3 protein-coding genes and 6 pseudogenes are annotated in these 5,946 nt (G+C 60.9%); 6 read left to right on the plus strand and 3 right to left on the minus strand.

Annotation, left to right across the window (positions count from 1 at the left end; all coding sequences use genetic code 11):
* The coding region (locus tag LB528_RS29970) for an aldolase/citrate lyase family protein (RefSeq protein ID WP_263487555.1) at positions 1 to 218 on the minus strand (218 nt) is incomplete at its 3' end.
* A 10-nt stretch (positions 219 to 228) separates the two neighbouring features.
* The gene (locus LB528_RS29975; RefSeq protein WP_224717228.1) at positions 229 to 1,419 is read right to left on the minus strand and encodes an aminotransferase class V-fold PLP-dependent enzyme; all 1,191 of its coding nucleotides are present in this window, start codon (positions 1,417 to 1,419) and stop codon (positions 229 to 231) included.
* 285 nt (positions 1,420 to 1,704) lie between these two features.
* Between LB528_RS29975 and LB528_RS29980 the strand changes: the two are divergent.
* The 5 genes and pseudogenes from LB528_RS29980 to LB528_RS30000 form a co-directional block, all read left to right on the plus strand.
* Positions 1,705 to 2,064, plus strand: a pseudogene (locus LB528_RS29980) (FAD-dependent oxidoreductase); the annotation flags it as partial.
* A 400-nt stretch (positions 2,065 to 2,464) separates the two neighbouring features.
* Positions 2,465 to 2,848 carry an IS66 family insertion sequence element accessory protein TnpB gene (gene tnpB / locus LB528_RS29985; protein WP_263484327.1) on the plus strand — a complete coding sequence of 128 codons (384 nt, stop codon included), beginning with the start codon at positions 2,465 to 2,467 and terminating at the stop codon, positions 2,846 to 2,848.
* Between the two features lie 11 nt (positions 2,849 to 2,859).
* A pseudogene (can, locus tag LB528_RS29990) lies at positions 2,860 to 3,491 on the plus strand (carbonate dehydratase).
* Positions 3,492 to 3,873: 382 nt separating this feature from the next.
* Positions 3,874 to 4,075 (plus strand): annotated as a pseudogene (locus LB528_RS29995) (nicotinate-nucleotide diphosphorylase (carboxylating)); the annotation flags it as partial.
* Positions 4,076 to 4,450: 375 nt separating this feature from the next.
* Positions 4,451 to 4,588, plus strand: a pseudogene (locus LB528_RS30000) (aspartate 1-decarboxylase); the annotation flags it as partial.
* A gap of 38 nt (positions 4,589 to 4,626) precedes the next feature.
* On the opposite strand, the pseudogene LB528_RS30005 reads toward LB528_RS30000, so the two are convergent.
* Positions 4,627 to 5,736 (minus strand): annotated as a pseudogene (locus LB528_RS30005) (IS3 family transposase).
* Positions 5,737 to 5,768: 32 nt separating this feature from the next.
* Between LB528_RS30005 and LB528_RS30010 the strand changes: the two are divergent.
* A pseudogene (locus LB528_RS30010) lies at positions 5,769 to 5,870 on the plus strand (aspartate 1-decarboxylase); the annotation flags it as partial.
* Positions 5,871 to 5,946 lie beyond the last annotated feature (76 nt).

Genomic DNA, 5,946 nt, shown 5'->3' on the forward strand with positions numbered 1-5,946 from the left:
TTCCCCTTGGCGCGCCAGTCGATATCGTTCAGCGCCTGGATGATGTTCTTGCGGGCGCGCTCCTTGTCGGGCGGCGCCACCGCGTCCTCGATGTCGAGGAAGACGAAGTCGGCGGCGCTGTTCGCCGCCTTGTCGATCATTTCCGGGCTGGAGCCCGGGACGGCGAGCTCGCTGCGCTGCAGCCGCAGTTTCTTCAAATGATTGATGGTGTGGCTCATGATGCGCTCCTCACGCCGCCTTGGCGACCGGCACGTCGGCCGTGCGGCGGAAATGCTCGATCGCCGCCGCCACGCCCGAGCCAGGGGCCAGGCGCACGCCGCAATCGAGCAGCGCCATTTCTGCGGCCGACAGCGAGGCCAGCACCATCACCTCGTTCAGCCAGCCGAGATGGCCGATGCGGAAGACCTTGCCGGCCACCTTGTTGAGACCGCCGCCAAGTGAGGTCTGGTAGGCTCCGTAGGCGCGCTTGACGATATTGGCGCTGTCGATGCCTTCCGGCACCAGGATCGCGCTGACCGTGTCGGAGTGCCATTGCGCTGTCTTGGCGCAGAGCTTCAGGCCCCAGGCGTCGACGGCCTTGCGCACGCCTTCTGCCAAGCGATGGTGACGGGAGAAGATGTTTTCCAGTCCTTCCTCGGCGATCAGGTCGAGCGAGGCACGCAGGCCGCGCAGCAATTGGGTCGCCGGCGTGTAAGGGAAGTAGCCGGCATCATTGGCGCGGATCATGTCCTCGAAGGAAAAGTAGCAGTGCCGGTGTGTCGCCACCCGCGAAGCGGCAAGCGCCTTCGTGCTGACCGACAGGAAGCCGAGGCCGGCCGGCAGCATGAAGCCTTTCTGCGAGCCGCTGACGGCGCAGTCGACGCCCCATTCCTCCTGGCGGAAGTCGATCGAGCCGATCGAGGAAACGCCGTCGACGAAGAGAAGGGCAGGATGGTGCGCCGCGTCGAGCGCGGCGCGGCAGCCGGCGACGTCGCTGGTGACGCCGGTCGCGGTCTCGTTCTGGGTGCAGAAGACAGCCTTGATGCGGTGCGCCTTGTCGGCCCGAAGCTTCTCGGCATAGAGCTCGAGCGGGACGCCAGTGCCCCATTCGCAATCGATGACATCGACATCGAAGCCGAGCCGCTCGGCCATGTCGACCCACAGATGCGAGAACTGGCCGAAGCGCGACATCAACACCCTGTCGCCGGGGCTGAGCACATTGGTCATCGCCGCCTCCCAGGCACCGGTGCCCGAGGAGGGGTAGATGAAGACGCGGCCGGTCTCGTTCTTGAAGACCTTTTTGATGTCCTCGAACAGCGGTAGCGTCAGATTGGGGAATGAAGCGGCGCGCATGTCCTCCATTGGGAGGTTCATTGCCTGGCGTACAGCCTCCGGGACATTGGTGGGCCCCGGAACGAATAGATGAGTGTAACCGGCCATAAAATCCTCCTGCACAAGCGGCTGACCCGCTTTTGGTCGTCGCAGGAAGCATGAGTCGGCAGACAACCGCCTACAACACCTGTCCGGATAGAAAATGATTTATTGGCCGGATAGGTTCTGCCTACCCGGCAGGATAGTTGTCAAACGGACTCGTTCAGTTGCGCTCCAATGCCATGTCTAGAACACGTCCGACATGTCCGAAATGGAAGGGGTAGTCGTCCGAAAGCGACGGGGCAGATGTCCATAGACACCTGAAATGCAGCGAAATCCCAAGAAGAGGAAGCGATGCGCTATTCCGGCTTCAAAATCATTGACGAGGCAACAACAGGTCACTGTGGCGGGAAGCCCGTATGGCGCGAGCTGGAACCCAAGCGGAAATACGACATCGTGGTGATCGGTGGCGGCGGGCACGGGCTTGCACGGCATACTATCTTGCCAAGGAGTTCGGCGAGGCAAAGGTGGCGGTCGTCAAGAAGAGTGGATCGGGGGCGGTAATTTCGGCCGTAACACCACGATAGTTCGTTCCAATTACCTTTTGCCCGGCACGAGCCGTTCTAAGAATTCTCGATGAAGCTTTGGGAAGGGCTGGAGCAGGATCTGGTCAGCCAGCGTGGCTTGCTCAATCTATGCCACACGGTCGCGAGGGGGGAACCTTGCGTTGGTCGCTGCCGAGTGCCGGAGCAGATTGGCGCCTCGGGAAGGCGCATCGTCGATACCCCCCCTTACAAGAGCAGGGCTGACGATGGCAAGGGTTCGTAGAAAAATCTGCTCACCGGACGGCAGGTGGTCGAGCATCCCGCGGATAGTCGATGGCCGCCTCGCCAGCGTCATTCCCACGCGGCATATCCAACTCAACTGCATCACCCCCCTGCATTCCACCAGAAAGCTCACGAACCGCCGCGCTCGGTTCACATATCTGGTGGAGAGATAATCGGCCGGCGGATGCCGCGAAAAGCGGCGAATGGCATCGTCATCAACTTCGGCAATGGTATCTTGGTGCGCTGAAGCCATTGTCCGAAATGGCGGGCCGGAGGGGTTCGCCGCAATGGTGCGCGAGAAGATAGGTGCCGATCCGTTCAGTGGTGCAGTCTATGTCTTCCGCGCGAAACGGACGGATCGGATCAAGCTGATCTTCTGGGACGCCACCCGCGTCTGCATTTATGCGAAGCGGCTGGAGGATGGCGAGTTCCGCTGGCCGAAAGTGCAGGATGGCGTGATGCGGCTAACGGCCGCTCAGTTGTCGGCGCTGCTTGAAGGACTTGATTGGCGGCGCGTTCTGAAGCCCGCCGGACGGTTGCTCCGGCGTAGGCGGCTACCCTCTTCCCGTATCGCATCAGGACCGTTTAAGCTGAAGGGGGTGCCGCCAAATGCGTGTCCCTCCCGACAAAAGAGGTGTATTGGCCTGCGGCGGGCAAAAGCTGATCCATAAGAGGTAATGACGTGCTAAATGAGCTGTTCGAGAAAAACCGGGCCTGGTCGGAGGAACGCCGCCGCGAGGACCCCCGCTATTTCGAACGGCTTTCCATCTTCAGCGGCCGCAATACCTCTGGATCGGCTGTTCGGACAGCCGGGTGCCGGCCAACACGATCACCGGCTTGGAACCGGGTGAGGTCTTCGTCCACCGGAACGTCGCTAATCTGGTTCACCCGAGCGACTTGAACCTGCTATCGGTGCTTGAATATGCGATCGACGTCTTGGAAGTGTCACACGTGATCGTCTGCGGCCATTATGGCTGCGGCGGCATCCGAGCTGCGCTCGACGGAGAACGGCACGGCATCATCGACCATTGGCTGCAGCCCATTCGCGATGTGGCCGAACAGAACAGGGACGAACTGGACCGCCTCCCCGACATGACTTCGCGCCTCAAGTTCGTCTGTGAAATGAGCACGCGCAACCAAGTGGCACGCCTTGAACGCACGCCCATCGTGCAGCGGGCATGGAAACGCGGCAAGCGGGTGCGGATTCACGGCTGGGTCTACGGACTGACGGACGGATTGCTTTCTGACCTTAAGTGCAGCGTGCCCCCGCTGCAATCGGGGGCTGAGCCGGACTACGGTCGTTTGCCTATGTGAGCGCTTATCTTTGCGGCGTACATCCGAATGGGGGTTTTGAAAACTGCGGGTAATCCATCTCCAGACCGTCCCCTCAACCCTTCAAGGCCTCGTTTAGCCAGGTGCTCGAAGATCCTTTCGAGATTATCAGCCCCACCACCGCCCTGTTCCGCTCGCCGGAGTCGTCGATAAACTGCGGGAAAACTATCACAGCGCTCTTCAGGCTTCGGACACAGAACTCCGAATGGCTGCCATGAAGTGTGCCGTCGTCCACGGTTAGTTAGCCAGCTCTGCCCGCTGATCGCTCGCCGCTAATCGGCACCGCCGGAACGGAAGTGCGAACCAGCTGAGGGCCGGCATAATACCCTTCGGGCAGCCAGAAAATTAGCTCGTGAACCAAGCGATGTCCCTCGAGGATCTTGGCCAGGCGGTGGCGATGGCCGCCGGCAGGGCTCTCACCGAGGCGTCGGGTCGGATGACACCGAAAACGGCTCCGGCAATTGCGGCGACCGGCGTCGACCTTATCTCGGTCGGATGGCTTACCCACAGCTCCCATCCTCGACACGGGGCCAGCCGACCGGAACTGCAGCAGGCATCTGAACTGAAGGAGAGGACATGAACCGGGATCGCAGGAAGTCCTTTCGACGCAGACCAACTTGCGCCGACCCTCGACGCGCAAGCCTGTTCGCTGGCAGACCACATCAACTCAACGGGCGAGGAAGGAGTGACTGGCCAGGAGCAAACAAAAGACCGCGTGGAAGCACTTGGCCTCATCATCTCCCGGCTCGATGAACTGCCACAGATGGCTAGCTTTCACGGACTGGAACCACTCGGTTGCCTGCTGGATGTCGCCTTCATCGAATCCTGCGACGCGATCAGAAGAGAGCGTTCATACGCTCAAGCCGAAGAAACCACACGATAGGCTTTGAGAACGACTGAGGACGCGAGCCACGTGTGGCTCGGGACATTGCAAGTCTTTTCTGGAGGAAGAAACGCGCAAAATCGTCGCCGGAAAGCTGCACGGCATCCACGTTACCGAGGCCAATCTCAACTATCATGGCTCGATCACGCTCGAGCCCGACCATTGCGAGGAGGCAGGCATCCTGCCGATGGAATTTCGTCGAGATCTGTGTCGTGCTCCCCGTTTTGTCCGCATCTATAAGTTAGCCCTGTTCACGTTGTGATCCTTGACGGATCGGGTTGCATATTCAAGCGGGGTGAGCCCATCGAGGCTCGTGCTGGCGATTCACATTGTAGTCGATCCTCCATTCTTCGATGCTGTTGCGGGCATGCCGGTACCTGGTGAAGAGCCGCTCATTGAGGCAGTCATCGCGTAGCCTCCCGTTTAAGCTTTCCACGAAGCCATTTTGCATCGGCTTGCCCGGCGCGATGTAGTGCCATTCGACCTGCCGGTCCTCCCGCCACGCCAGGATGACATTCGACGTCAGCTCCGATACGATCATGCAGGGTAACCGCGATGCTCGGCGATGATGTCGAGTTCGCGGGGCGACACACTCACCCGACATCGAGTTGTCGACGACCGTGGCCAGACACTCCCGGCTGAAGTCGTCGATGACGCACAGGATCCGGAAGCGGCGGCCATCGGTCAGCGTGTCGGAGACGAAGTCGAGGCTCCAGCGCTGGTTGGCGCCCTGCGGGATTGCCACCGGCACGCTGGTGCCCAATGCCCGCTTGCGCACCGTCAGCCGCTCCTCGCGATAGAGGCGATAGAGCTTCTTCCAGTTCATCGCCACGCCTTCACGCTTCAGGAGCAGGTGCAGCCGGCGGTAACCGAAGCGCCGGCGCTCGGCGGCCATTTCCCGCAGCCGCCTGCGCAGGCCAAGGTCATCGGCCCGGCTCGAACGGTAGCGCTAAACCCGCGGCTCCATGCAGACGAGCCCGCAGGCCCGGCGCTGCGAATAGCCCTTGTTCTTAATCGCCCAGGTCACAGCAGTTCTCCTTGACCCAGGCCGTCAGAAGTTTTTTCCGAGCATCTCGCGCAAGATCGAGTCGTCGAGCATCGCATCGGCCAGCAGACGCTTCATCTTGCCGTTCTCCTCCTCAAGAGCCTTCAGCCGCTTCGCCTCCGACACATCCATGCCGGCATACTTGAGCGCCACTTGTAGAAGGTCGCGTCGCTCACGCCGTATTTGCGGCAAAGCTCCGTCGCCGAGAGCCCCGCCTGGTGCTCCTTCAAAATGCCGATGATCTGTTCGTCGGAAAATCGTTTCCCTGTCTCCTCATCCGGATAACAGGCTAACCTCAAAGCGAGGACATTTCAGGGGAGCACGTCATCTGAACAAGGACTCGGGCGCACGGATCTCGACCTATGTCATCCTCGGCGAGCGCCGATCCCAGTGCTGCATCCTGAACGGCGCCGCGGCCCGCACCTGTCAACCGGCATAGGCGCTAAGATAGGTATTGCGGCGCGGAATCGGTTGTGATTCTACGCTGGAGATGACACACGAATCGCTTG

Origin of the sequence: Mesorhizobium sp. CA4, from assembly GCF_020165075.1 — a bacterium.
Lineage (GTDB): Bacteria > Pseudomonadota > Alphaproteobacteria > Rhizobiales > Rhizobiaceae > Mesorhizobium.

What these genes read in the sequence shown, in the direction of transcription:
- tnpB (WP_263484327.1), top strand. Translation starts at nt 2,465, where the DNA reads ATGGTGCGCGAGAAGATAGGTGCCGATCCGTTCAGTGGTGCAGTCTAT.
- LB528_RS29975 (WP_224717228.1), bottom strand. Translation starts at nt 1,419, where the DNA reads ATGGCCGGTTACACTCATCTATTCGTTCCGGGGCCCACCAATGTCCCG.